20 protein-coding genes are annotated in these 24,187 nt (G+C 70.1%); 7 read left to right on the top strand and 13 right to left on the bottom strand.

What is annotated here, in order from left to right; genetic code table 11:
* Positions 1–5: 5 nt before the first annotated feature.
* Positions 6–1,370, bottom strand: a complete 1,365-nt coding sequence (locus tag OWM54_RS06660; RefSeq protein ID WP_223751297.1) for a BamA/TamA family outer membrane protein — start codon at positions 1,368–1,370, stop codon at positions 6–8.
* Between the two features lie 175 nt (positions 1,371–1,545).
* Here OWM54_RS06660 and OWM54_RS06655 point away from each other — a divergent pair, with 175 nt between their 5' ends.
* Positions 1,546–2,277 (top strand): M90 family metallopeptidase, encoded by a 732-nt coding sequence (locus OWM54_RS06655; RefSeq protein ID WP_267696939.1) that lies wholly within the window; start codon positions 1,546–1,548, stop codon positions 2,275–2,277.
* 67 nt (positions 2,278–2,344) lie between these two features.
* Positions 2,345–3,295 (top strand): type I pantothenate kinase, encoded by a 951-nt coding sequence (gene coaA / locus OWM54_RS06650; RefSeq protein WP_267696938.1) that lies wholly within the window; start codon positions 2,345–2,347, stop codon positions 3,293–3,295.
* A 3-nt stretch (positions 3,296–3,298) separates the two neighbouring features.
* Here coaA and OWM54_RS06645 read toward each other — a convergent pair whose 3' ends face one another.
* Positions 3,299–4,867 (bottom strand): DUF1570 domain-containing protein, encoded by a 1,569-nt coding sequence (locus OWM54_RS06645; protein ID WP_267696937.1) that lies wholly within the window; start codon positions 4,865–4,867, stop codon positions 3,299–3,301.
* A 110-nt stretch (positions 4,868–4,977) separates the two neighbouring features.
* Between OWM54_RS06645 and OWM54_RS06640 the strand changes: the two genes are divergently transcribed.
* Positions 4,978–7,236, top strand: coding sequence for a zinc-dependent metalloprotease (locus OWM54_RS06640; RefSeq protein WP_223751301.1), 2,259 nt, complete (start codon positions 4,978–4,980; stop codon positions 7,234–7,236).
* Positions 7,237–7,249: 13 nt separating this feature from the next.
* On the opposite strand, the gene OWM54_RS06635 is transcribed toward OWM54_RS06640, so the two are convergent.
* Positions 7,250–7,717 (bottom strand): GNAT family N-acetyltransferase, encoded by a 468-nt coding sequence (locus OWM54_RS06635; RefSeq protein WP_223751302.1) that lies wholly within the window; start codon positions 7,715–7,717, stop codon positions 7,250–7,252.
* 406 nt (positions 7,718–8,123) lie between these two features.
* Between OWM54_RS06635 and OWM54_RS06630 the strand changes: the two genes are divergently transcribed.
* Positions 8,124–8,987 carry an NAD-dependent protein deacetylase gene (locus OWM54_RS06630; RefSeq protein ID WP_267696936.1) on the top strand — a complete coding sequence of 288 codons (864 nt, stop codon included), beginning with the start codon at positions 8,124–8,126 and terminating at the stop codon, positions 8,985–8,987.
* Positions 8,988–8,996: 9 nt separating this feature from the next.
* Here OWM54_RS06630 and OWM54_RS06625 read toward each other — a convergent pair whose 3' ends face one another.
* The gene (locus OWM54_RS06625) at positions 8,997–9,902 is read right to left on the bottom strand and encodes a LysR family transcriptional regulator (protein WP_267696935.1); all 906 of its coding nucleotides are present in this window, start codon (positions 9,900–9,902) and stop codon (positions 8,997–8,999) included.
* A 106-nt stretch (positions 9,903–10,008) separates the two neighbouring features.
* Here OWM54_RS06625 and OWM54_RS06620 point away from each other — a divergent pair, with 106 nt between their 5' ends.
* The 3 genes from OWM54_RS06620 to OWM54_RS06610 all read left to right on the top strand — a co-directional run bounded on the left by OWM54_RS06620 (position 10,009) and on the right by OWM54_RS06610 (position 12,910).
* Positions 10,009–11,196: an MFS transporter gene (locus OWM54_RS06620; protein ID WP_267696934.1), complete on the top strand. Its 1,188-nt coding sequence runs from the start codon at positions 10,009–10,011 to the stop codon at positions 11,194–11,196.
* Complete coding sequence (locus OWM54_RS06615; RefSeq protein ID WP_267696933.1) at positions 11,193–12,251, top strand: SDR family oxidoreductase; 1,059 nt, start codon at positions 11,193–11,195, stop codon at positions 12,249–12,251. Before OWM54_RS06620 ends, OWM54_RS06615 begins: the two co-directional genes overlap by 4 nt.
* 80 nt (positions 12,252–12,331) lie before the next feature.
* Positions 12,332–12,910, top strand: a complete 579-nt coding sequence (locus tag OWM54_RS06610) for an HD domain-containing protein (protein ID WP_267696932.1) — start codon at positions 12,332–12,334, stop codon at positions 12,908–12,910.
* A gap of 3 nt (positions 12,911–12,913) precedes the next feature.
* Here the strand turns inward: OWM54_RS06610 and cysI are convergent, their stop codons facing one another.
* From cysI to OWM54_RS06565, 9 genes are all read right to left on the bottom strand, one after another.
* A complete protein-coding gene (gene cysI, locus OWM54_RS06605) occupies positions 12,914–14,599 on the bottom strand; it encodes an assimilatory sulfite reductase (NADPH) hemoprotein subunit (RefSeq protein WP_267696931.1) in 1,686 nt (561 codons plus the stop codon).
* Between the two features lie 21 nt (positions 14,600–14,620).
* On the bottom strand, positions 14,621–16,456 hold the full coding sequence (locus OWM54_RS06600; RefSeq protein WP_267696930.1) for an assimilatory sulfite reductase (NADPH) flavoprotein subunit: 1,836 nt from the start codon (positions 16,454–16,456) through the stop codon (positions 14,621–14,623).
* A complete protein-coding gene (locus OWM54_RS06595; protein ID WP_267696929.1) occupies positions 16,453–18,171 on the bottom strand; it encodes a GTP-binding protein in 1,719 nt (572 codons plus the stop codon). The genes OWM54_RS06600 and OWM54_RS06595 overlap by 4 nt, the downstream gene beginning before the upstream one ends.
* Positions 18,171–19,088 (bottom strand): sulfate adenylyltransferase subunit CysD, encoded by a 918-nt coding sequence (cysD, locus tag OWM54_RS06590; protein WP_223751310.1) that lies wholly within the window; start codon positions 19,086–19,088, stop codon positions 18,171–18,173. Before cysD ends, OWM54_RS06595 begins: the two co-directional genes overlap by 1 nt.
* On the bottom strand, positions 19,081–19,881 hold the full coding sequence (gene cobA, locus OWM54_RS06585; protein WP_267696928.1) for a uroporphyrinogen-III C-methyltransferase: 801 nt from the start codon (positions 19,879–19,881) through the stop codon (positions 19,081–19,083). The genes cysD and cobA overlap by 8 nt, the downstream gene beginning before the upstream one ends.
* Positions 19,878–20,534 carry a precorrin-2 dehydrogenase/sirohydrochlorin ferrochelatase family protein gene (locus OWM54_RS06580; protein WP_267696927.1) on the bottom strand — a complete coding sequence of 219 codons (657 nt, stop codon included), beginning with the start codon at positions 20,532–20,534 and terminating at the stop codon, positions 19,878–19,880. Before OWM54_RS06580 ends, cobA begins: the two co-directional genes overlap by 4 nt.
* Positions 20,535–20,548: 14 nt before the next feature.
* On the bottom strand, positions 20,549–21,283 hold the full coding sequence (locus OWM54_RS06575) for a phosphoadenylyl-sulfate reductase (RefSeq protein WP_267696926.1): 735 nt from the start codon (positions 21,281–21,283) through the stop codon (positions 20,549–20,551).
* Positions 21,284–21,773: 490 nt separating this feature from the next.
* Positions 21,774–22,997, bottom strand: a complete 1,224-nt coding sequence (locus tag OWM54_RS06570; RefSeq protein WP_223751314.1) for an alpha-hydroxy acid oxidase — start codon at positions 22,995–22,997, stop codon at positions 21,774–21,776.
* A gap of 84 nt (positions 22,998–23,081) precedes the next feature.
* Positions 23,082–24,185, bottom strand: coding sequence for a serine hydrolase domain-containing protein (locus OWM54_RS06565; protein WP_267696925.1), 1,104 nt, complete (start codon positions 24,183–24,185; stop codon positions 23,082–23,084).
* Positions 24,186–24,187 lie beyond the last annotated feature (2 nt).

Below are 24,187 nucleotides of genomic sequence, written 5' to 3'. Positions count from 1 at the left end.
CCGCTTCAGGACGGACTGACGCCCGCCACCAGGTAGAAACGGAACTCCCCCGAGTTGACGCCGTAGGCCGCGTCCACGCCCACCAGCGGCAGGACGATGTTGCGCAGGTACAGCCGCAGGCCCGCGCCCACGCCCTGCGCGAAGGTGGAGCCCTTCAGGCCACTCTTGCTGTCGGGCAGGTAGCCGCGCACCACGCGCCCGTTCACGTCCCGCAGCTCACCGTCGGCGGGCAAGTCCCTCCACACCATCAGCCCCGTGTCGGAGAAGCCCACGCCCCGGAAGGACAGCTGGCGGATGGTGAAGAGCGGGAAGTGGTACTCGGCGGTGAACGACAGGCGCGTGTCGCCGCGGAACTGCCGGTGGACGAAGCCACGCAGCGAGTTGCCGCCCATCACCAGCTCCTGGTGGAAGGGCAGGTCCACGCCCGCGGCCGCCTCGCCGCGCAGCACCACGTTGTGCTCCTCGAACAGGCGCAGGCCATGGCGGTACAGCAGCCCGAAGCGCCGGTAGCGGAAGTCGCTGCCCACCTCGGGATTGGACACCTCGTAGGAGGCCTCCAGGTTGATGCCCTCCATCACCGCGTGCAGGTTCTGCCGCGTGTCGATTCCCACCATCAACCGCACCGACGCGTCCTGCTGCGCGGGGCCGGTGGAGAACGCGGGCGTGGTGACCTCCTCCTTCGCGTCCGGCGACTTCGCGTCGATGCTCATCAGCCGGTACTTCACCGCGGCGCGCACGCGCTCGAAGAGCATCACGCCGAACTCCCCGGCGAGCGAGGCCGAGTTGAGGCGCGTGCGGCGCACCACCTCCGGGTCCTCCTGGCCCGCCCCCGGCTGGTACTCGTCCATGCGGTCGCTTCGGAGCTGGCCCTCCAGGCTGAAGCGCAGCTGCGGCAACCCGAAGACGTTCTGGTCCAGGTAGCCGACGAACAGGCCGCTCTCCGCGGTGCTCACCTGCGCGGCGGTCGCGAACTTCTTGCTGCGGCCCCACAGGTTGTTCTCCGCGTACAGCACGCCGCCGCCCACGTTGTCCGACGACAACGCGAAGGTGGGCGCCACCACCCACGAGGCCTTCTCCTCCACCTCCAGGATGAGGCGGACGCGGCCCGGGCCCGTGGGCTCGGTGCGCACCGTCACCTCCTGGAACAGACCGGTGGCGAGCAGCCGTCGCTCCACCTTGTCCAACTGCTCGAAGGTGAGCTCGTCCCCCGCGTCGATGCGCGAGTACGCCTGCACCGTCTCCGGGCGCGTCTTCTCCGGACCGCGCACCACCACCTCGTCCACCACCTGTCCCGGCTCCTGCGCGCCCGCCTGCCCCGCCCCCAGGGCGAGTCCCAGCATCGCGCACCACTTCACCACTCGTCCGCTCATGACTCGTCGCACATCCATGACCGCGTCGGGGCTACCGGCCTCAAGCCCTCCGGGCCGCACCCTACCGCCACCGCCGGTCCATCGGGATTGCGGAGTGACGGGAAGGCACGACAGTGGAACATTTGCTATGCCTGCCCCCGAGGAAGCTCCGGGACGTCCCCGGGGTCGTGTCCCGATGACCGGTCTGTTTCGCCAGCTCCGACGCCGACGTCTGCTGCGGCGGCCGTTCCCCTCCGAGTGGCTGGGCCACCTGGAGGCCCAGGTCCCGTTCTTCTCCCGGCTGTCGCCCGCCCTGCGCGAGGACTTCCTCGCGAAGCTGAAGGTCTTCGTCTGGGAGAAGGAGTTCATCGGCGCGGGGGGCCTGGCCATCACCGATGAGATTCGCGTCGTCGTGGCCGCCACCGCCGTGCAGCTCGTCGTGCACCTGGACCTGTCGTATTACGACCGGCTGCGCGAAGTCATCATCTACCCGGACGCCTTCCTGCTGCCGGACCGCACCGGCGTGGTGCTGGGGGAGGCGAAGCACTGGGGCTCGGTCATCCTGTCCTGGGCCGCGGTGCTCGGCGGGTTGAAGAACCCCGACGACGGCCACGACACCGCCACCCACGAGTTCGCCCACGTGCTGGACCGGGCCGACGGCGCCTTCGACGGCACGCCGAGGCTGCGCAGCTACTCGCACTACCGCACCTGGGCCTCGGTGATGAGCGAGCACTTCCACGCGCTCCAGCAGGGCCGCCCCCGCGAGCGCCAGGTGCTGGATGACTACGGCGCCCTCAACGAGGCGGAGTTCTTCGCCGTGGCCAGCGAGAACTTCTTCGAGCGGCCCGAGCGGATGCGCAAGAAGACCCCCGACTTGTATGAAGAGCTGAAGCGTTTCTACGGGTGGGACCCCGCCTCCGGCACTTGAGCCCGCGCACCGAGCGCCGCGCTGTGGTAGGCGCGGTATCCAGCAGCCTCCGGAAAAGAGCCTCTCCATGACCGCAGCCGCCGTGCCCTCGGTGTCCATGTTCGTCGAGCTGGAGCGCGAGGCCTGGCGGGCGTTGCGCGCCTCCACGCCGCTGACGCTCACGACGGAGGACCTGGACGGGCTGCGAGGGCTGGGAGAGCACCTGGACCTGGAGGAGGTCTCGGACGTCTACCTGCCGCTGTCCCGGCTGCTCAACCTCCAGGTGGCGGCCGCGCAGCGGCTGTGGGCCGAGCAGCAGGCCTTCCTGGGGGGCACCACGCAGAAGGTGCCGTTCATCATCGCCATCGCCGGCAGCGTCGCGGTGGGCAAGAGCACCACCGCCCGCATCCTCCAGGCGCTCTTGGCGCGCTGGCCGGACCACCCGCGGGTGGAGCTGGTCACCACGGACGGCTTCCTCTTCCCCAACCGCGTCCTCACCGAGCGCGGCCTGATGAACCGCAAGGGCTTCCCGGAGAGCTATGACCGGCGCGCGCTGGTGCGGCTGCTCGCGGAGCTCAAGGCGGGACGCGCGGAGGTGACGGCGCCCGTGTACTCGCACCTCGTCTACGACGTGGTGCCCGAGGAGGCGAAGGTCATCCGCCAGCCCGACATCCTCATCCTGGAGGGCCTCAACGTCCTGCAGTCCGGCGTCGTCGGGCAGCGCATCCCGCACACCTTCCTGTCGGACTTCTTCGACTTCTCCATCTACGTGGACGCCAGCGAGCAGGACATCCGCCGCTGGTACGTGGACCGCTTCCTGCGCCTGCAGCAGACGGCCTTCCGCGACGAGCGCAGCTACTTCCGGCGCTTCTCCGACCTGACGCCCGAGCAGGCGACGGCCATGGCGGAGAACATCTGGGGCGACATCAACGGCCCCAACCTGGCGCAGAACATCGCGCCCACGCGCTCGCGCGCCCGGCTCATCCTGCTCAAGGGGCCGGACCACAAGGTCAAGCGCGTGCGGCTGCGCAAGCTGTAGCCGTCACGGCGGCGAGGGCTTGCACAAGGAACCGTCGGCGAGCTTCGCCAGGCGCTCACGCAGGACGTGCTCCTGCTCCGTGCTGCGCTGCTCGCGCAGGTGTCCCAGCGCGCGGTGCTCCAGCTGGATGGCCTCCTCGCAGCGCCCCTGTCCCGCGAGCGCCAGCGCCAGGGTGTCCAGCGCGGAGGGGCTCCACGGCGCCAGCGACACGGCCCACTGGGCCAAGGGCAGCGCCTCCGCGGAGCGGCCCTGGGTGACGTACAGCCACGCCAGCCCCTTCGTGGCGGGGATGCTCCGCGGCTCCAGCGAGAGGGCCTTCTTGTAGGCGGCCTCGCGCTCCTCCTGGGCGGCCTCGTCCGACTCCAGCGCGGCGCCGAGCAGCAGCCACGCGCCGCTGTCATCGGGGTGGGCGCGCACCGCGGTCCTCGCGAGCGTGAGCTTCTCCTCGCGCGAGGCCTCGGCGGACTTCACCGCCAGGGCCGGGAGTCCCTGGGGGTCGATGCGCAGGGCCTCGTCCAGCTCCTTGCGGGCCAGCACCTGGCGGTTCTTCACGAGCGCCGCCTGCCGGGCCATCGACGCCCCCAGCGCGGCCAGCTTCGAGCGCGTGGCGTGCACCTCCGCGTCCTCCAGGGTTCGCTCGACGAAGGCCAGGTCCGTGGGTGGCACCACCACCTGCCGTGGCGGGGGAGGGCGCCCTCGGAGGTATTCCCAGAGCGTCTGGTCCATCGTGCCCTGGGCCAGCTCCGGCAGTGCCCCGCGGAGGGCCTCGTCGGGCGCCATCCCTTGGGACAGCCGCGTCTGGAATTCAGCGAAGCGCTCGGCGCGCTCGTGGATGAGCCAGTGCACCAGCGCCCAGCTCCCCGCGTACATGGAGGAGAGTTCGCGGTCCTGCTCCTCGAAGTTCAGCCCCGGCTCCCAGGCGAGGGTGCCTGGAACCACGCCACCGCCCTGGGCGCTGTCCACCGATTCGCGCAGCATCCGGGCCGCCACATAGGTGGCATCTTTGTTGGGGACGCCCAGCACGGCGCTCCTTCCGTCCGCCGTGAGCTGCGCGGTCTCCAGGTACTCGGCGAGCCCCTCGGAGAGCCACAGGGGCTGGCGCAGCAGGACGTAGGAGCTCAGGTAGTGCGCCAGCTCGTGGTTGAGCCGCGAGGAGGCGTCCATGGACAGGGCGGAGTAGCGACGCGCCCACGCCGAGGGTGGGCCGGACAGGACGATGAGCGCCTCGGTCTCCGAGCGGTGGTAGAGCGCCTGCACGCGGCGCGGGTAGAGACCCTTGAACTCCTTCCAATCCGCGAGCACGTAGACGGACAGCTTCGCCATCGGCTGTCGGAGCGCGGACGGCCACATGCCCGCGAGCAGCACCATGCGCATGCGCTCCAGCTCTCCCATCGCCTCGCGAGCCTGCTCGGGAGGCAGGTCCGTGCGCAGCGTGTAGTGCTCGCTGTCCAGCTCCACCCAGCCGCGCCCTCCCTCGCCGGGGCAGCGCGTGAAGCGCGGGCCGATGACGCAGCCCGAGGCGCCGAGCCACAGCGCCAGCATCAGCAGGGACAGTCGCAAGCGCTCGTACACGAAGACACACACTCGTCGGGCTGGAGGTTGAAGTCCCGACAGCGTAGCGCGCTTCGATATGCGTGGGGATTGCTCTCGTTTCCTCGAAGGTCTCCCGGAAAGGAAGCGACATGACGACTCGAACACAGGTCCGCGGATGCGGGCTGATGGGGTGGGTGTGCGCGCTCTGGATGGTGTCGTCCGGATGTTCTGACGCAGTCCATCCCGAGGTGCCCCAGGTGACGCTGGAAGGACCCATCGTCGCCATTCCGAGGACGCTGGAGCCGGGCTCCATCGAGCGGCTGCGCTCGGGGCTGGGCTCGGCGGCCACGGGCCTTCAGGACGACTCGCCCGGCACCTTCTACCTGGCGCTGCGCAGAAGTGAGCTGGGCAAGCGCTGGTTCATGTCTGTCTATCTGGAGCAGCACACCCCGGAGAGCCTCTACGGCAGCAGCGCCACCTCCTTGGGCGTGCGCGTGGTGTCCTTCCAGGAGCAGAACGGCCGGTTGTATGCGTTCGACGTGGACGACACGAAGGTGCGCAGCACGCTCTTCAAGCCCGAGGAGATCGTCGAGGCGTGGCCCGTCATCGAGGACCATCCTGGCTTCTCGCGCCTGCGGGGCTCGGACCAGTACGTGCTCTTCGACCCGGCCGCGGGCCTGGACCGGGTGATGGGCATGGATGCGTTCACCCGCACCTTCTACGGGCCGCCGTTCTCGGTGGAGCTGGCGTTCGCGCAGCGCTTCCGCGCGCTGAAGGACGGGGTCTCCTTCCAGAAGGTCATCACCGGACGCGCGTATGGCTATGCGGACTTCGAGGCCTCACCCGACGAGACGTTCCGCGTCACCGCGACGGTGGGCGTCGCGCTGCGCCGCTATCAGGAGGGCCAGGGCTTCACGCCCATGCAGACGCCCCCGACGCCGGCGTACTTCTACGAGAGCGCCAGCCGCATCGTCCCCAACACCCGTGGCCTCGTCGAGACGCTGGTGGGCAAGTGGAACATCCGGCCCGGGATGAAGCCCATCACCTGGGTGATCAGCGACACGTTGCGCACGTCCCAGGCGGACCCTCGCTACCTGCCCTACGACATCATCGGCGCGGTGAAGAAGGGCGTGGAGTCCTGGAACCAGGCCTTCGGCTTCACGGTCTTCACCGTGCGCATGGCCGAGCCCGGAGAGTCCTTCGGGGACGACGACAAGAACTTCATCCTCTTCGACCCGGACCCGTCCTACGAGACGGCGTTCGCGAACTGGCGCACGAACCCGAACACCGGCGAGACGCTGGGCGCGAGCGTGTATCTCAGCAGCGCGTGGTTGGACCACGCCATCGAGGTCATCGGCTCGTTGCCGACCGGGGCCGCGCCCGCGGTGGCCGTGAGGCCTCGGCCCGAGAAGGCCCTCCAGCTGTCGTGGAACGGCATGGCGCCCTCCCACCTGTGCGAGCTGCACCTGGCGGACGCGGCGGCGAGCCTCTCCGGTCCGCTCCGGGCGCAGGGGTCCGCGCTAAACGAGCTCCCCGTGCCTTCGCCCGAGGAGCGGGTGGAGCGCTTCTTCACCGTCGTGGTGATGCACGAGGTGGGGCACACGCTGGGCTTGCGGCACAACTTCAAGGGCTCGTTCGCGAAGCCGTCCAACTCGGTGATGGAGTACACGTTCGCGCCGGAGCAGGACCTGCGGGGCGAGGCGGTCGGCCCCTATGACGTCGCCGCCGTCCGCTATCTGTATGGCCTGTCCTCCTCGCCGCCGACGGAGCCGTTCTGCACGGACGAGGACTCGTTCACGGACCCGGACTGCACCCGGTACGATGCGACGCCCGCGCCGCTGGAGCTGTTCTACGGTCCCGCCTATCGACAAGCGCTGGAGGCGCACCTGGCGGGAAGTGGCCGCGGTCCCGATGACGCCCTCCTCAACGGTGTCCTCCAGTACCTGAGGGCCTCCCGCCTCTCCGCCCAGCGTGTCCGGGCCTGGACTCTCGCCATGCAGGGGCTGGAGGCGCCCATTGCTCCGGAGGTGCTGGCGGCGGACCCGGGCTACGGCGCGAGGGCGGATGCCATGACGCGCGTGGTGTTCCAGCGGCTCTACCTGGATGCGTCGCCGCTGCGTGGCTACGTGAGGAACGCCCCCCGGACGGACACGGTGGTGACCCCCCTGATTCTCGCGCAGCTGCGCGCCAACCTGCTCGACCTGGATGGTGTGCGCACCTTCGCCACGCGGAAGGTGATGGTGCGGATCCTCAAGCAGGTCCAGACGTTCGAGGCCTACGCCATCCTCCGGGAGGGGCGGCTCGCGGTGGAGGCTCAGCTGCCGGGCCTCTCCGGGCGGCAGCTGCTCGAGGCGGAGGACCTGGCCGCGCTCCTTCGCCAGGCGACCTCGCCGTACTTCAACAACTAGCCGGCGCGGGGCTTCAGCGACGGGGAGGGCGGCTCATCTCGATGTGAGGGATGCCGTCCTCGTCGTAGACCTCTCCCTCCGCGATGAAGCCGAGGCTCGTGTAGAAGGCGCGCAGGTAGTCCTGGGCGGAGATGCGGATGGTGGCGTCGGGGTACAGGGCCTCGAGTCGCGCGAGGCCGCGCTCGGTCAGCTCCCTGCCCAGTCCGCGTCCCCGGGCGCGCGGCGAGGTCACCACGCGGCCCAGGCTCGCGGCGCCGGGGAACTTCACGTCGGGCGGGAGGATGCGCAGGTACGCGCAGAGCAAGCGCTCCGGGCCCTCGCCCTCGTGGGAGAGCAGGTGCAGCGAGCTCGGGTCCAGGCCATCGACGTCCTGGTAGATGGAGCGCTGCTCCACCACGAAGACCTCCTGCCGCAGCGCGAGCACCGCGTACAGCTCCTCGAGCGTCAGCTCCGCGAACGCCTTCCATTGCCAGCTGGGCATGGGCGGGCGTCTATCACGGATGGCCCCCGTGGAGCGGCGTCGACCGGGCGTTGCCTTCTTCGGAGGTGTCCCCGCGATGTGCTCGGGTGTGGCCGGGGCCCCTGGAGTCGACCTGGCGCCAACGGTGAGCTGACCCGTGTGGGCGTGGCCAGCGCGGCGGCAGCGACTCATCGCCCCCGGCGAGGCGGACCGCGTGGGTGTCGCCGACGCGCTGCATCGCAACGACTCGTCGACGTCGGCGAGCTGATGCTCGCTCGCCACGGCAGCGGCTGGGGGACTCCAGGCCTCATCGGGCGGCGGCCCGCTCGCCAGCCTGGCCGGCGGGGCGGAGTCCCGCTCCTGGGGCGGGGAGGGCGGGCAGGGAGGCTGGGCAAGTTGGCGGGGTGGCCATTATACGTAGGCCGCCATGAGCCAATCGCCGCTGACGTCACCCGTGCCTGGAGCCGCCGAGGACGTGGAGGCGCTGGCCTCGTTGCTGCGAGGACGGCGCACGGTGGTGCTCACCGGCGCCGGGTGCAGCACGGAGTCGGGCATCCCCGACTATCGCGGTCCAGGCACCCGCGCCCGCGCGCGCAACCCCATCCAGCACCGCGAGTTCCTCCAGCGCCCCGAGGTGCGGGCCCGCTACTGGGCGCGCAGCCTGCTCGGCTGGCCCCGCTTCGCCGCCGCCCGTCCCAACGCCGCGCACCAGGCGCTGGCCGCGCTGGAGCAGGGCGGCCATGTCCGAGGGCTCATCACCCAGAACGTGGACCGGCTGCACCACGCCGCGGGCAGCTCGCGCATCATCGAGCTGCACGGCGCGCTGGCCCGCGTGCGCTGCCTGGACTGCGGGGCGCAGGAGGCGCGCGTCGACCTGCAGGAGCGTCTCTTGTCGCTCAATCCGGACTTCACCCACCAGGTGCTGGAGCTGCGGCCGGACGGTGACGCGGAGCTGAGCTCGGAGGTGCTCCAGTCCTTCCGGGTGCCCGCGTGCCTGCGCTGCGGCGGGACGCTGAAGCCGGACGTGGTGTTCTTCGGGGACAACGTGCCCGCGCCCACGGTGGCGGATGCGTTCGGGTTGCTGGAGGAGGGGGACGCGCTGCTGGTGGTGGGCTCGTCGCTGGCCATCTACTCCGGCTATCGCTTCCTCGTGCGCGCCTCCGAGCGACAGGTGCCCATCGCCATCCTCAACCTGGGCGAGTGTCGCGGCGTGGAGCTGGCGGACCTGTGTATCGAAGCGAGCGCGGGGGACGTGCTGCCCCGGCTCGCCTCGCGACTGACGCGGGCCTGAGGTCGCGCGTCAGGGGATGCGCACGTGGGCGGTGAGGTGGTCCACGAAGGCTCGCACGCGCGAGGGCAGGTGGCCTCCCTGGCTCATGAAGAGGATGTGGATGGCCTCGGTGTCGCCGGGGTTGTGCGCCTCGAGCACGGGCACGAGGTGTCCCTTGTCCAGGTCGTCCTGCACCTGGAAGCGCGCCAGCCGCGCCAGCCCGACGCCGGCCAGGGCGAGCTGTCGCAGCGCCTCGCCGTCACTCGCCTGGACGTTGCCGATGGGCGGCACGGCGAGCTGCGTGTCCTCTTCCTTCAGGGGCCAGCCCTCGATGGCGCGCGCGTAGCTGAAGCCCAGCCGGTTGTGGGCGCCGAGCTCCTCGGGCGACTGGGGCAGGCCGTGACGCTTCACGTAGTCCGGTGAGGCGACGATGACCATCCGCGTCTCGCCCAGGCGGCGCGAGGTGAGCTGGGAGCTCTTGAGCTGGCCGTGGCGGATGGCCACGTCGGTGCGCTCGTCGAGCAGGTCGATGAGCTGGTCCGTCAGAACCAATTCCACCGACACGCCGGGGTGACGGGCGAGGAAGCCAGGCAGCAGGGGGATGAGCAGCACGCGGCCGAAGGCGGCGTTGGTGTTGACGCGCAGGCGGCCTCGAGGCTCGTCGCTCGTGGCGGCGCCGCGCTCGGCCTCCTCCAGCTCGGCGAGGATGCGCACGCTGCGCTCATAGAAGCCGCAGCCCTCCGGGGTGAGCTGGAGCGCGCGGGTGGAGCGGTTGACCAGGCGGGCTCCCAGTCGCTGCTCCAGGCGGGCCACCAGCTTGCTCACCGCCGAGGGCGTCATCCGGAAGGCGCGGGCCGCGGCGGAGAAGCCGCCCAGCTCCACCACCTTCACGAAGACCTCCATCTCTCCGAAGCGATTGACGTCGAGTCGAGCCATGGTGAGCCGAAGTCACAAGTCCTGTTCCGCACGGCGCTCTACCGCACGGAAATCGTGCCGTCCATACAAGGGCCCATCCACTTCTTCATCGGAGGGCCACGAAGCCATGCCGCTGGCCTTGTTCGCATTGACCGTGGGCGCCTTTGGAATCGGCGTCACGGAGTTCGTCATCATGGGGTTGTTGATGGAGGTGGGCGCTGACCTGGGCGTCTCCATCTCCACGGCGGGGCTGCTCATCTCCGGCTACGCGCTGGGGGTGGTGGCCGGGGCGCCCGTGCTCACGGTGCTGACGGGACGCTGGTCCAGAAAGCACGTGCTGCTGGGATTGATGGTCATCTTCACGGTGGGCAACGTGCTCTGCGCGCTGGCGCCCACGTACGGCACGCTGATGGCAGCCCGGGTGCTGACGGCGCTGTCGCATGGGACGTTCTTCGGCGTGGGCTCCGTGGTGGCGACGGGGTTGGTGCCGGTGGACCGGCGTGCGTCCGCCATCGCCATCATGTTCACCGGCCTGACGGTGGCGAACATCCTCGGCGTGCCGCTGGGGACGTGGCTGGGGCAGGCATCTGGCTGGCGCGCGACGTTCTGGGTGGTGGCGCTCATCGGGCTCGTCGCGGTGGCGGTGATTGCGGTGTACGTGCCGAAAGAGGGCGCGCCGGAGGAGCCGGGGGATTGGCGCGCGGACTTGAGAGCCCTGGGGCGGCGGCCGGTGTTGCTGGGGTTGTTGACGACGGTGCTCGGCTTCGCCGGGGTGTTCGCCGTGTTCACCTTCATCGCGCCGTTGCTGACGCGGCTGAGTGGGTTCTCGGCGTCGGCGGTGTCACCCATCCTGCTGGTCTTCGGGGGCGGGTTGGTGGTGGGGAATCTGGTGGGCGGGAAGCTGGCGGACCGGAGGCTGGTGCCGTCGATTCTCGGGACGCTCGCGGTGCTGGCGGTGGTGCTCTTCGGGATGACGTTCGTCTGGGAGGACCGCGTGCTCACCGTCATCGCGGTGGGGGTGTTCGGCGCGGCGGCCTTCGCGACGGTGCCGCCGCTCCAGATGTGGGTGCTGGAGAAAGCGCGGGGGGCGGGGCAGAGCCTCGCGTCGAGTCTCAACATCGGCGCGTTCAATCTGGGCAATGCGCTGGGGGCGTGGTTCGGCGGGGTCGTCATCGACGACGGACCGGGTTTGGGAGCCATCACCTGGGTGTCCGCGCTGGTGCCGGTGTCCGCGATTCTCGTCGTGCTGGTGGCGCTGTGGATGGAGTCGCGTGAGCCGCGCTCCGGCGCGGTGCTGCATGGGAGCCTGCAATGAATGCACAGGACAAGGTGGCGCTCGTGGTGGGGGCGCAGGGTGTCATCGGGAAGAACCTCATCGAGCACCTGGCGTCGCTGGGAGACTGGGAGGTCATCGGCCTGTCGAGACGCGGGGGCGAGTCGGCGGGGCGGGTGCGGCACGTGAAGGTGGACCTGCTCGACGCGGAGGACTGCCGGGTGAAGCTGGCGGAGCTGGGGCGGGTGACGCACGTCTTCTACGCCGCGTATCAGGACCGGCCGACGTGGGCGGAGCTGGTGGCGCCGAACCTGGCGATGCTCGTGAATGTCGTGGAGGCGCTGGAGCCGGTGGCCCCGGGGCTGCGTCATGTCAGCCTGATGCAGGGCTACAAGGTGTATGGCGCGCACCTGGGGCCGTTCAAGACGCCGGCGCGGGAGACGGACCCGGAGCACATGCCTCCGGAGTTCAACGTGGACCAGCAGCGCTTCCTGGAGCAGCGTCAGCGGGGCAAGGCGTGGACGTGGTCGGCCATCCGTCCATCGGTGGTGGGAGGCGTGGCGCTGGGCAATCCGATGAACCTGGCGTTGGTGCTCGCGGTGTATGCGTCCATCTCGAAGGAGCTGGGGTTGCCCTTGAGGTTCCCGGGGAAGCCGGGGGCGTACCATGCGCTGTTGGAGATGACGGACGCGGGCCTGCTCGCGAAGGCCACGGTGTGGGCGGCGACGGAGCCGCGGTGTGCGAATCAGGCGTTCAACATCAACAACGGAGACCTGTTCCGGTGGAGCGAGCTGTGGCCGAGCATCGCGCGCTACTTCGGGTTGGAGGCGGCGCCGGGGTTGCCCATGTCACTGGACGTGGTGATGGCGGACAAGGGGCCGCTCTGGGACGCGATGACGGCGAAGCACGGGCTGGCGGGGCATTCGTACCAGGACGTGTCGTCGTGGCGCTTCGGTGACTTCGTCTTCTCGTGGGATTACGACATGTTCGCCGACGGGACGAAGGCACGCCGCTTCGGTTTCCACGAATTCGTCGACACCCAGGCCATGTTCTTTCGCCTCTTCGACGAACTGCGACGCATGAAGGTCATCCCGTAGGCGCGCACCGTCGACACGTGTGATGGAATCCCCGAGACGACTCGAGCGCCTCGGGAGGCACGACAGTGGGCGAGAATCCGATGCAGCAAATCATCGACTTCATCCTGGAGCTGGACAAGCTCAAGGGCGTGACTCGCAAGGTCAAGCCGCTGGGGCTGTCGCGGTACGAGAACTCCGCGGAGCATAGCTGGCAGCTCGCGATGCTGGCCCTCTCGCTCTCCGCCTACGCACCCGCGGGCACCGACATGGACCGGGTGGTGCGCATGCTGCTCGTGCACGACGTGGGAGAGATCGACACCGGTGACACCCTGGCCTTCGTCGAGGGCGGCTGGAAGGAGCGCAAGGCGGCCGAGCTCGCCGCCGTGGAGCGCATCTTCGGACTCCTGCCCGAACCCCAGGGCCCGCTCTTCCTGGCCCTGTGGCGCGAGTTCGAACAGGGAGAGACCCCCGAGTCCCGCTATGCCAACGCCGTGGACCGCGCCATGCCCGTCCTCCTCAACCTGTCCAACGAAGGGCAGAGCTGGCGCGAGAACGGCGTCAGCCACGCCCGCGTGGTGGCTCGCATCGCTCCGCCCATCCAGGCGGGTTGCCCCGCCCTGTGGACCTATCTGGAAGCCCGCATCGAGGACGCACGCCAGCGCGGCTGGTTCGGCGCCTGAGCTTCACGCGGCCTGGGGACTTCGGGGCGCGCCCACGTGCCCCGCTCGCACCACGTAGTCCCCGAATCCCTCCCCAGGCCGCCGCTCTCGCGCATACGCGGCGAACAGCGGCTCGAGCGTGTCGAGGATGGTCGCCTCGTCGACGTTCTCCCGGTGCAGCCGATTGAGCCGCTGCCCTCGACCGTCTCCACCCAGGTGCAGGTTGTAGCGGCCCGGTGCCTTGCCCACGAGTCCAATCTCCGCGAGGTACGGCCGCGCGCACCCATTCGGACAGCCGGTGATTCGCAGCAGGATGTTCGCGTCCTGGAGGCCATGCGTCTTCAGCCGCGCCTCCACCCGCTCCACGAACGTGGGCAGGTATCGCTCGGCCTCCGCCATCGCCAGTCCACACGTCGGCAGCGCCACGCACGCGAGCGCGTTGCGCCTCAGCGGGCTCGCCGTCCGGAAGCCCTCCAGCCCATGCGCCCGGACGAGCGCCTCGATGCGCTCCCGCGACTCCGGCGGAATCCCCGCGATGATGAGGTTCTGGTTCGGCGTCAGCCGGAAGTCACCCGAGTGGATGCGAGCAATCTCCCGCAGGCCCGTGAGGTGCGGCGCCCCAGGCCGGTCCGCCACGCGCCCGCTGTCCAGGTGCAGCGTCAGGTGCCACCGCCCGTCATGGCCCTCGCGCCAGCCGAAGCGGTCCCCGTTGTGCTCGAAGGTGAAGGGCCGCGCGGGCTCCAGCGCGAACCCCAGCCTGCGCTCCAGCTCCTCCCTGAACCACGCGACGCCCTTGTCTTCGAGGACATACTTGAGCCGCGCGCGCTTGCGATTGCCCCGGTCCCCGAAGTCGCGGTGGAGCTTCAGCACCTCCTCCGCCACGACCAACATCTGCTCAGGCACCACGAAGCCGATGACATCCGCGAGCCGGGGGAACGTGCTCGCGTCTCCATGCGTGGCCCCCAGGCCGCCACCCACCGTGACGTTGAAGCCCTTCAAGGCTCCGTCCTCGAGGATGGCGATGTAGCCCAGGTCCTGGGCGAAGAGGTCCACGTCGTTCTCCGGCGGCACGGCCACCGCCGCCTTGAACTTCCGTGGCAGATACGTCGCGCCGTAGAGCGGCTCGTCCTCGCCTCCGCCCACCTTCTCCTCTCCGAGCCACAGCTCATGGTACGCGCGCGTCTTGGGCAGCAGGTGCTCGGACAGGCGCACCGCCCAGTCGTGGACGACCTCGTGCACCCGGGTGTCCACCGGGTTGGGGTTGCACAGCACATTGCGGTTGACGTCACCGCAGGCGGCCAGCGTGTCGATGAGGGCCGCGTTGATGCGCGCGATGGTCGGCTTGAGGTCTCCCTTGAGGATGCCGTGCAGCTGGAAGGCCTGCCGGGTGGTGATGCGCAGCGTCCCGTTGGCGTGCTCACGCGCGAGCCCGTCCATCACCAACCACTGCGACGCCGTGCACACGCCGCCGGGCAATCGGGTGCGCAACATGAAGCTGTAGTCCGGCTCCAGCTTCTGCTGCCGACGCTCCTCGCGAGCGTCCCGGTCGTCCTGCTGATAGCTGCCATGGAACTTGATGACGCTGGTGTCGGCGGGGGCGATGGCGCCCGTCACCGGGTCGGCCAGGCTCTCCGCCAGCGTGCCGCGCAACAGGCGGCTGTTCGCCTTGATGTGTTCGACTTCCGAGAGGGGCTTGGGCTGAGGGCTCATGTCTTCGCTCGCAATCGGGCTTCAGTAGACGTCACGCAGGTAGCGCCGCTCGTCCCGCAGGGATTTCAACCAGTCCTCGGCGTCCTCGCGGCCGCGAGCGCCGTGCTCGACGACGATGTCCGCGAGTGCCTGATGGACATCCGGCGCCATGCGCTGGGCATCGCCGCACACGTAGATGGCCGCGCCTCCCTCCAGCCAGGCGTAGAGCTCCTTGCCCGACTCGCGCAGGCGCTGCTGCACATAGACCTTCTCCGCGGTGTCGCGCGAGAAGGCCACCGACAGCCGGTGCAGCGTCTTCTTCTTCAACGCCTCCAACCACTCCGTCTGGTACAGGAACTGGGTGCGGAAGTGCTGCTCGCCGAAGAAGAGCCAGTTGCGGCCCTTCGCGCCGGTCTCCGCGCGCTCCTGGACGAAGCCCCGGAACGGCGCCACTCCCGTGCCCGGACCAATCATCACCACGTCCCGCGCGCCGTCCTCCGGGAGCCGGAAGCGCTCGTTGCGCTCGACGAAGACGCGGACCGTGTCCGTCCCGTCCACACGCGTGGCCAGGTGGTGGGACGCCGTGCCCAGGTGCCGCGCGCCGAAGGCGGTGTAGTCGACCACCGCCACCGTCAGGTGCGCCTCCGCGCCCACGCGCTTGGGACTCGACGCAATCGAGTAGAGCCGAGGCGTCTGCTTCCTCAACGCGAGCACCAGCTCCGTCGCGCTCCACGGGGCGGGATGCTGACGGAGTACATCGATGACCTGGTGCGAACGGAGCAGCGCACGGAAGGACTCCGAGCCGCCCGGAGACAGCAACGCGCCGAGCTCCTCGCTGCCGCTGAGCGCGGCCTGCCGCTCCAGGAACGGACGGCTCAGCCGTGTCAGCTCCAGCTCTTCCGTCAGCCAGTGGCCGAGCGGCCAGGTCTTCCCATCGCGCGTCACCGGCTCCGAGCCATCGAGGCGCAGCGTGGTCAACACCGCCTCCACCAACTCGGGACCATTCGGTGCCCACACCCCGAGCGCGTCGCCCGGGGTGTACTCGAGGCCCGAACCCTCCAACGACAGCTCCACGTGGCGCACGTCCTTGAGCGCGCCGCGCCCCGTGATTCGCTGGTTGGCCAGCACGGGCGCTGCGAACGGAGCCTGCTTGCTGACGACGGGGGCTGTGGAGCTGCCTCGCAAGGGAACGACGGTGGCGACGACGGGCGTGTGAGGCTCCAGCGCTTCCCGTGCGCGCTCCAGGGTCTGGTCCAGCCAGCCGGAGGCCACGGGCTCGAAGTCCAGGTCGCAGTCGGCGCGCGCCGCCAGCCGTGAAGCGCCCAACTCCGCCAGTCGCTCGTCGAGCTGTCGTCCCACCTCGCAGAACTTCGGATAGCTGGAGTCACCCAGCCCGAGCACCGCGTAGCGCAGCCCTTCCAACCGGGGCGCCCGCTTGCCCAGGAGGTGCTCGCAGAATCCGCGCGCGTCGTCGGGCGGGTCTCCATCGCCCTGCGTGCTGATGACCACCACGAGCAGCTTCTCCCGGGCCAGCTCCCGCACCGGATACTCGCTGGCTCTCACCAGGCGCACCGGCAACCCGGCGCGCTCCGTCTGCTGCTTGAAGCGCTCCGCGAGCAGGCGGCTGTTCCCCGTCTGCGTCCCGTAGACGATGGTGAGCGGCGCGACGGAGGGTTCCGCCGGTGGCGCGGCGTGAGTCACCGGTTGCACGCTGGGCGCGCGTGTCGCGAGCCCCGCGGCGTAGCCACTCAGCCAGTGCAGGGCCGAGGCATCCAACCCCTCCACCAGCCGCAGCAGCTGCGTGCCCCGCTCCGCGCCGAGCAGCGCGTCGAGGAAGGGCGGTGTCGGAGTCAGGCTCCCTGGAGACGAGACGCTCATGTCCCGACCTCCGACGTCAGGCGCTCCACCCATTGCTCCAAGGTCTCGGTGTCGTCCAGCTCCCACCACGGCGTCCGCGCCTCCTGGGCCTCCTCGCGCAGCACACGGCGAAGCTGGGGCGCGTCCGCGTGGACCAGCGCCACCAGCCCCGCGCGTGACAGGGCGAGCGCGACCTCCACATCGCCCGCGACGGTCGCCACGACGCGGCCGAGGTCGAACAGCCTGCGCTCCAGCGCGAAGGCGCGCCCCGCGGCCTCCGGTGTCGGGGGAAGCAGGACGATGGCGCCGGCCTGTCCCAGCCGCTGTTCACGCTCGGCCTGGGACACCAGCGACGTGCCCGTGCGGGACGCGGACTCGGCCGGGCCCAGCACCATCCCCGCGCCCACCGTGTCGTGGGTGAGGGCGTCGATGACGATGAAGGCGCCCGTGCGACGGTTCTCCTGGTACGCGTCGCACAGGAGCGGGCGGCGGCACACCAGTCGCACGCGGCCGATGTCGTTGAGCGCGAGCGCCTCCGCGGGCGCCTCCGACAGGTCCTCCAGCTCCTTGCGCCACAGCACGCGCTCGACTTGCGCGGGGGTGGTGCGGGTGCCCTGCTTCACCAGGTAGCGGCGCGTCGCATCCAGCGGCTGCTCACCGAACCACACCAGCATGGCGTCCAGGTGCTGCAGGGACAGCGGCGGCTGGTCCACGTGGGAGAGCACGTCGCCCCGGCTCACGTCCACGTCGTCCGAGAGGCGCAGCGTGACGGACGCGGTCGCCGAGGCGTCCTCGCGCGGACCGTCGAACGTGTCGATGGCCTCCACCCGGGTCCTGCGTCCCGAGGGGAGCACCTGCACCTCGTCCCCCACGCGCACCGTGCCCGAGGCGACCTGTCCCGCCAGCCCTCGATAGTCCTGGTGCGGTCGAATCACGTACTGCACGGGGAAGCGGAACGGCGCGCCGTCCAGCCGGCGCTGATGCGGCAGGGACTCCAGCCAGCTCAAGAGCGTGCCGCCCTCGTGCCAGGGCGTGTGCGCGCTGGGGCGGGTGATGTTGTCGCCCCGGCTCGCGCTGACGGGGAACAGCCGCACGCCCTCGAAGCCCAGGGTGCGCGCGAAGTCCGCCAGCTCGCTGCCGATGCGCTCGAAGGTGGCGCGCTCGTAGCCCACCAGGTCCATCTTGTTCACCGCCACCGCGAGGTAGGGGATGCCCAGCAGCGAGGCGATGTACGCATGTCGCCGCGTCTGCGGCAGCACGCCCAGGCGCGCGTCCACCAGGATGACCCCCGCGTCCGCGGTGGAGGCCCCCGTGGCCATGTTGCGCGTGTACTGCAGGTGTCCCGGCGTGTCCGCGATGATGATCTTCCGGCGCGCCGTGGACAGGTAGCGGTAGGCGACGTCGATGGTGATGCCCTGCTCACGCTCGGCGCGCAGGCCATCGGTGAAGAGGGAGAAGTCCAGCTCCTCCTCGTCCCCCCCGCCGGCGGCGGCCTTGAGTCCCTGGGCCAGTGCCTCGGTGCGCGCGGCGGCGGCCCGCTTCGCGCTGGCCTTTCGCACGGCGGAGATCTGGTCCTCGAACAGCCCATCGCATTCGTACAGGAGCCGGCCGATGAGCGTGGACTTCCCATCGTCCACCGAGCCCACCACCGCGAGGCGCAGCAGGGCACGGTGGGCGTGCTCGTCGAGCAGGCGCTGGAGGTCGGGCTCGCGTGGAGCCTGGAGTGCGGTGTCCATCAGAAATACCCCTCGCGCTTCTTCAGCTCCATGGAGCCTTCTTCGTCGTGGTCGATGAGCCGGCCCTGGCGCTCGGACTGTCGGGCGTGGACCATCTCGTGGATGACGGCCTCCACGGTGGTGGCCGAGGACTCGATGGCGCCGCTGAGCGGGTAGCAACCCAGCGTCCTGAAGCGCACCTTGCGCGGCGTGGGCTTCTCGCCGGGGCGCAGGCGCATGCGCTCGTCGTCCACCATCAGCAGGGTGCCGTTGCGCTCGATGATGGGCCGCTCGGCGGCGAAGTAGAGCGGCACCACGGGGATTCGCTCGCGCAGCACGTAGTGCCACACGTCCAGCTCCGTCCAGTTGGACAGGGGGAAGACGCGCATGCTCTCGCCCGCGTCGACGCGGCCGTTGTAGAGGTTCCACAGCTCCGGACGCTGACGGCGCGGGTCCCACTGACCGTGCTTGTCCCGGAACGAGAACACCCGCTCCTTGGCGCGGGACTTCTCCTCGTCGCGGCGGGCCCCACCGAAGGCGGCATCGAAGCCGTGCAGCGCGAGCGCCTCCAGCAGCGCCTGCGTCTTCATCGCGTGCGTGTACTTCTGGCTGCCGTGGTCGAACGGGTTGATGCCCTCGGCGAGCGCTTTGCGGTTCTGGTGCACCAGGAGCTTCAGCCCGTGCCGCGCCACGAAGCTGTCCCGGAACGTGTACATGTCCCGGAACTTCCACGTGGTGTCCACGTGCAGCAGGGGGAAGGGCAGGGGCGCGGGATGGAAGGCCTTGCGCGCCAGGTGCAGCAGCACCTGCGAGTCCTTGCCGATGCTGTAGAGCATCACCGGGTTGGCGAACTCGGCCACCGTCTCCCGGAGGATGTGGATGCTCTCCGCCTCCAGCTCCTCCAGGTGTGTGGCGCGAGCGTGTGTCGTGTCAGTCATGTCCGGCCTCCGCTCGACGAGGAAGGGGTTGCTCCAGCGCCGAGTCACGGCGCGCGGTGAGTGAGGCGAGGCGCGCGCGCAGCGAGACCACCTCGCCCACGACCAGGAGCGCCGGGGAGCCGAGGCCCGCTTGCCTTGCCTGTCGGGCCACATCTCCCAGCGTGGCCTCCACCACGCGTTGATGCTCCCAGGTGCCTGCCTCCACCAGCGCGGCGGGGGTCGTCGACGCGCGGCCCGCGGAGATGAGCGCTGTGGTCGTCTCCTCCAGCCGCTGCCCGGCCATGAACAGCACCAGTGTCTTTGCGCGTGCGAGGAAGGACCAATCGGGCGCGCCTTCCGCGCGGAAGGCGGTGGCGAACGTCACCTCGCCGGACAGGTCCCGATGGGTGACGGGGATGGCCGCGGAGGCGGGGACGGCGATGCCCGCGGAGAGGCCGGGCACCACCTCGTAGGGGATGCCGGCGTCCTCCAACGCGAGCGCCTCCTCCGCGCCTCGCCCGAAGACGAACGGGTCTCCGCCCTTGAGCCGCACCACGGCGCGACCCAGCCGGGCCTGCGCGATGAGCACGGCGTGGATGTCCTCCTGTCGGACGGAGTCGCCTCCGCCCTCCTTGCCCACGTAGATGAGCCGCGCATGGGGACGCGCGTGCTCCAGGACTCCGGGGTGGATGAGCCGGTCATGTACCACCGTGTCTGCTTCGCGCAGCAGGCGCGCGGCGCGCAGCGTGAGCAGCTCCGGGTCTCCCGGGCCCGCGCCCACCAGGTACACGCGACCTCTCGATGACTCCTTCATGTGGGCTCCCCCAACGACTTCCAGTGCTTCAATTCCGTGCGCAGCCGCGCGAAGGCCCGCGCCTGCTCCCCGCGCGCGAGCAGCACGCCCAGGTCTCCCTCCGCCAGTCGCTTGAGCAGCTGCTGGCGACGAGGGCCCCTGGGAAGCTGCCGCCTCAGCCACCCGCTCAGCCTCGCGAGCAGCACGTGGTGGGGCGCGATGTGCGCGGCGAGGGCGCGGCGCAGGTGCCTCGCCAGCGCGGGGGCCTGCCCGGCGGTGGACACGGCCACGGTGATGGGACCACGGCGCTCCACGGAGGGCAGCGTGAAGTCACACAGCTCCGGCTCGTCCGCCGTGTTGACCCAGAGCCCGCGCGCCCGCGCCTCGGTGACGATGCGCTGGTTCACCGAGGCGTCATCGGTGGCCGTCAGCACCAGCGTGTGGCCCCGCGTGTCTCCGTCTTCATAGGTGCGTGGCACCCAGTCCAGCCGGCCTTCTCCGGCCAGCTTCGCGAGCGTCTGCGTGACGGTGGGCGCCACGAGCTGGAGGCGTGCGCCCGCCTCGAGGAGGGCCAGGGCGCGACCCTCGGCGATGGCACCACCTCCGACGAGCAGGACGCGGCGGCCCTCCAAGCGGAGGCAGATGGGATAGTCGACAGGAATGGCGGTCGTCATGGTGTGGCCTCGGTTCATCGGGCGGGGTGGAGGCCGCATTCGCTGTGCTCGCGCGCCTCCCACCACCAGCGGCCCGCGCGTTCGTCTTCGTACGGCTTCACGGCGCGGGTGCAGGGCGCGCAGCCGATGGAGGGATAGCCCCGGTCATGGAGCGCGTTGTAGGGGACGCCGTGCTCCTGGATGTAGGCCCAGACCTGCTGCCGGCTCCACGCCGCCAGGGGGTTGAGCTTGAGCAGCCCGCCATGCGCCGAATCGAGCTCGACGACGGAGACGTCCGTGCGGTTGAGGGACTGCTCGCGGCGCAGGCCCGTCAGCCACGCCTCCCTGCCATGCAGCGCGCGACGCAGGGGCGCGACCTTGCGGATGGCGCAGCACTCCTTGCGTGAGGCCAGGTCCTGGCGGAAGGAGAAGTAGCCCCGCGCGGACTCGAGCGCCTCCACCTGGGCGCGCTCGGGGAAGTACGTCTCCACCTCGATGCCGTAGCGCCTGCGGACGACCTCGATGAGCTCGTAGGTCTCGGGAGGCAGCCGCCCGGTGTCGAGCGTGAAGACGCGCACGCCGGGCGCGTGCTTGCGCGCCAGGTCGATGAGGACCATGTCCTCCGCGCCGAAGCTGGAGGCGATGGCCGCACGTGAGCCGAGCCGCTGCTCCACCCAGTCGAGGAGCGTCTGCGCGGAGGCTTCCCCGAGGGCGGTCGCCTCCGAGAGCAGCGGGGGGATTGCGGGTGAGGTGGACTGCGCGGAAGACACGGTGGGCTCCTGGGGAAAACAAAAGGCCCGCGCCTCTTTCGAGGGCGGGCCGCGCGAGCAGGTCAGGGGATGGATGGGACGGCTATCCACTCCTCGATGCTCGTGGGCCGCCCGGAGGCGGACACACCACGCACGCACACGCCAGACAGCGACAGGCGGCCTTCACGTCAGCGCACGCGGACGCGCGGGCCCGCTGGAGGGCCGGCGACATGGCGGAGGGCTGGAGGAAGGCAAGGCGCATGGAGGAGCGACGAAGGGGGAACAGCGGTGTGCGGAAGGGGAGCGCCGGACCTCGGGGCGAGGTGGCGCTGGGCGAGGCACGAGGACTCAGGGAGCGTCCGACGCGCGCTTCAACAGCCCAGGCCCGAGCGGGCACAACAGGCACACCCCTGACAGCAGCGGCGGAACGGCGCGGCCATCGAGGTGGAAGGCATCAGCACGAAGCGCAAGCTAACGGCTGACATGGTGAGCCGTCAACCCACGCTCCGCTTCACGACTCGTGAGCCCCACCCGTGCGTCGTGGCAGGGCATGTGGCCCCAGGTGGGTGGACGTCGTGGCGTGCTCCAGGGACGCGGGGGCGTCGAGTCGCAGCGCCGAGCGGTCCAGCTCCGAGAGCCGCGGGCGGCCCAGCAGAGCGAGCGTGCGGTCGACCTCGGAGGTGAGGAGGTCCAACGCCTGCTCCACGCCGGCCTGTCCGTTCGCGGCCAGACCGTAGAGGAAGGGGCGGCCCACCATGCAGGCGCGAGCGCCCAGGGCGATGGCCTTCACGATGTCCGAGCCCCGGCGGATGCCGCCATCGAGGATGACCTCGGAGCGGCCCTCCACGGCGTCCACGACCTCGGGAAGCACGTCGATGGCGGCGGGGAGGAAGTCGAGCTGTCGTCCGCCGTGGTTCGACACGACGAGCGCCTCGACTCCGAGCGACACGGCCTTGCGCGCGTCCTCCGCGCACGAGATGCCCTTGAGCACGAGGGGGCCGGGCCAGATGGAGCGCAGCCACTCGACGTCCTTCCACGTGACGGCGGGGTCGAACTGGCTGTTGGTGAAGCGCGCCACGCCCACGGCGTTCGCCTGGGTGAGCGCGGGGTGGTCCACGAAGTTGCCGAAGGTGGCGCGTGGGCTGGACGTCATGCGCAGCACCCAGCCGAGGTGGCGCAGCACGTCCATCACGTTGGAGAAGTGCAGGCGCGGCGGGACGGTGAAGCCGTTGCGCCGGTCCTGCTCCCGGTTGCCCATGACGGGCACGTCCACGGTGAGGCACAGCGCGCGGTAGCCCGCGGCCTTCGCGCGCTCCACGAGGGACTGCGTGACGCTCCGGTCCTTCCAGACATAGAGCTGGAACCAGAGGGGCGCGGAGGACGCGGCGGCGACCTCTTCAATCGTCCCGATGGACATGGTGCTGAGGGTGAAGACGGCGCCACGGCTCGCAGCGGCCCGGGCGGCCAGTTCTTCTCCACGGGGTGCGAGCAGGCCCGCGAGTCCCGTGGGGCCGAGGATGATGGGCGTGGCGAGCCGCTCACCCAGGAGCGTGACGGAGTGGTCGATGACGCTCACGTCCACGAGCGAGCGGGCGCGGAAGAGATAGCGCTCGAAGCTCCGTCGATTCGCGTCGGCGGTGAAGCCGTCGTCCGAGGCGCCCTCGACATAGTCGAAGACGGTCCGAGGCAGCCGCCGCCGCGCGCGCTGACGCAGGTCCTCGATGCTGACGCTCACGATGCGGGCTCCCGGGAAGCGACGACGCTTCCGAGGATAGCAGCCCTGGCTTGGACTGCGTCACCCAGGCGACGAGCCGCGGGGTTACTCGTCAAGCTCCGCGCGCGAGCGGCTCCCGGGCTCGAACCCCAGAGCCAGCTCCTTCAGCTCGAACGTCAGCTCGCGGATGGGAAAGGGCCGCACGTTCCCGAGGACAATCACGGTCAGTCGGTCCTCGGTGTAGTGGTGGAGATTGGAGAGGAAGCCATCCATCGAGCCTCCGTGCCGCACCAGCACGCCGCGCTCCTGGACGCCGGGGCCTCGCTGGTAGGGCTGAATCCGGAAGCCATAGCCGTAGTAGCCCTGCTCGCGCGTCCCTCCTGTGAACAGCCGCGTCCTGCTCTCCGCGGAGAGCCACTTCACTCCGAAGAGCGCCTGGGCCCAGGTGTACAGGTCATCGACCGTCGCGTAGATGTCGCCCGAGCCCAGGGCATAGGAGACGTTGTTCTCGTCGCGTGAAACGCCCAGCAAGCCCTTGGCGTAGCCGAATGACCGCTTGGGCGGGACGTTCGTGGCGCGCTCGATGCCCGAGTCCGACATCGCGAGCGGACCGAAGGTCTTCGCCTGGAGCACCTGCGCATGGGACCTCCCCGTGACGGCTTCGATGACGAGGGCCGCGAGGTGGTAGTTCAGATTGGAGTACTCGTACTTCGTTCCAGGCTTGAACGAGAGTCGCGCGGTGTTGATGAGCCGCAATATCTCCTCGGAGGAGACATCCGTCTTGGACTCGCGCTCCACCAGGGAGTCCAGGTGCGTGGGCAGTCCGGACTGCTGCTTGAGCAGCAGGTGGAGCGTCAGGCTGTTGCCCAGGTCGGCGCGCAGCTTCGGGAGGTAGCGCGAAATGGGCGTCTGGAGGTCCAGGGTGCCAGCCTCCACCAACTGCATCACCGTCACGGCGGTGAAGGACTTGGTGAGAGAGCCGATGAGGAACTGGGAGTCCACCTGATTGGGGCGCTTGCCCTTCTCGTCCGCCAGTCCGTACGCGGCACGATGAATCACCTTCCCGTCCTTCGCGACGAGCACCGCGCCGCGAAAACCCTCCTTGTCGACATAGGTCCGGAGGTGGGCGTCGAGTTTCGCGGCGACGGGGTCCTGGGGCGCGGCCCCCAAGCAGAAGGACGCGAGGGCGAGGACAGAGAGGAGAGCCATGT

The sequence above is a fragment of the Myxococcus sp. MISCRS1 genome (genome assembly GCF_026626605.1).
In the GTDB taxonomy this organism is placed as follows: Bacteria; Myxococcota; Myxococcia; order Myxococcales; family Myxococcaceae; genus Myxococcus; species Myxococcus fulvus.
This window is presented reverse-complemented; position numbering and strand designations above follow the sequence as displayed.